Source organism: Actinokineospora sp., assembly GCF_050699995.1.
Lineage (GTDB): Bacteria > Actinomycetota > Actinomycetes > Mycobacteriales > Pseudonocardiaceae > Actinokineospora.
Genome location: NZ_JBOHGC010000561.1, coordinates 1 through 1,813, shown reverse-complemented (window position 1 = coordinate 1,813; position 1,813 = coordinate 1). Strand labels below are relative to the sequence as shown.

Sequence of the window (1,813 nt, the reverse complement as noted above, 5' to 3'; positions counted from 1 at the left end):
GCACCGGCGAGGGCGCGCTCACCGACGTCACCGCCACGTCGTTCACCACCGGCGGCACGCCGAAGTTGTCGATGTTGTCCGCGCGCACCAGGGGCTCGTTCAACCCGTCCGGGTCGCCCGGCCACGCTTCCGCGCAGCCCGTCGTGCCGTGGAAGACGCCGCCGGCGCCTTCGTGGCACTCGCCGGTCTCGATCAGCGCCTGCCGCACCAGTCCCGGCGTGGGCAAGCCCTGGCCGGAATCAATCCGATGGCGGTAAAACATGGCCGCCACGCCCGCGGCGTGCGGCGAAGAAAAGCTCGTCCCGCTGCTGACGCGCGTCGTGCTGCCCAGCCACGACCCGTTCAGCGACAATTCCAGCACCCCCGGCCCGGTCACGTCGACGTCGGGCCCGAAGTTGGAGAACCACGCGAAGGAGTCGTCCGGCATCGGCGGGCCTCCACTCAACTGCTGCGCCGGTCCCAGCCCGCCCGGCTGCCCGTCGCTGTCGGCCATGGCCGACACGGTCACCACTTCATCGAAGCTCGCCGGCACGGTGTCGAACGCGTCCGCCCCGTCGTTGCCCGCCGACACCACCAGCGTGGTGCCCGAGTTCACCAGCGCCCGCACCGCGTCGTGGAACGCCCGCACGGTGGGGTCGCTCGAATTGTCCGTGCACACCGAGCAGCGCGCTCCCAGGCTCATGTTGGCCACGTGCACGCGCGTGCTCGGGTTGGCGTTCAGGCTGCGGACGTAGTCCACCCCGGCGGTAATGTCGGTGAAGAAGCCGCTCCCGGTATAGTCCAGCACTTTGACCGCGATGAGCTGCGCCACCGGCGCCACGCCGATGACGTCGGTGCCGTCGTTCAGCGCCGCCACCACCCCGCCCACAAAAGTCCCGTGCCAGTGGTCGTCCTGCCCGAACCCGCCGCCGGTGAAACAGAGCCCGAACCCGGGAAAGAATTCGCAGTCGGCGCTGAGGTCGAAGTTGATGTTGGCCGCCAGGTCGAAGTGGTTGAAGTCAAGCCCGGTGTCAAAGATGGCCACGCGGATGCTGTTGCCGTTGTTCGCTCCCGCGCCCGGCTCGGCGTTGATGCGGTTCACGCCCTTGGGCACCGTCTGCGCGAACAGTCCGATGTAGCGGTCGTGCCCCACGCTCTCCACCCGCGGGTCGCGGCTCAGCGCGGTCAGCACCCCGCGCTCCGCCTGCGGGGTCACGCGGATCGCCATCCCCTTCAGCGTGTATTGATAGACGTGCCCGACCTGAAACCCGTGCCGCTGGCTCAATTCCGCCGCCACCGCCCCCGGCGCCTGCACCGAGTCGCGGAAGCGCACGAAGAACCGCCCCGGCGCTATCTCCCCGGGCTTGCCCGCCGTGGCGGGCTTCCCCGCCGAAGCCGCCGCCGCTGGGATTTCATCTCCACCGGGCCCGCCCGCCGAAGCCCGAAGGGCGAAGGCGGGCGCGAGCAGGCACACCACGGCGACAAGGCTCCATAACTGCTTTTTCATGGACTCCCCCTCGACCGGAGATTCCGCCCCCCGAATAGGGCGATTCTCCGCCTCCGCATTGCCATTGTCAACTGTACTTTGGTACTGGGAGTACTACTCCCCGCGCCCAACCCTGCCCAGGCTGTCATTCCGACCCCGTCGGTTGCCTTCGCAACCGGCGGGGGAGGAATCTGCTTTCCCCCTCTGTGTCCTCCATGCCCTCGGTGGTGAATCCTTTCCCCTATCCGTGTCATCCGTGCCTGCCCTGAGCGAAGCCCCGACGAACTGTCGGGGCGAGTCGAATGGGTTCATCCGCTTGCCCAGAGCCCGCCTCGCCGGGCGAAGGGT

At 68.7% G+C, this 1,813-nt stretch carries 1 protein-coding gene; it reads right to left on the bottom strand.

What is annotated here, in order from left to right:
• Window positions 1-1,456: S8 family serine peptidase (locus ACRDSQ_RS27295; protein WP_431424930.1), on the bottom strand; the 1,456-nt coding region annotated here is incomplete at its 3' end.
• Window positions 1,457-1,813: the final 357 nt, after the last annotated feature.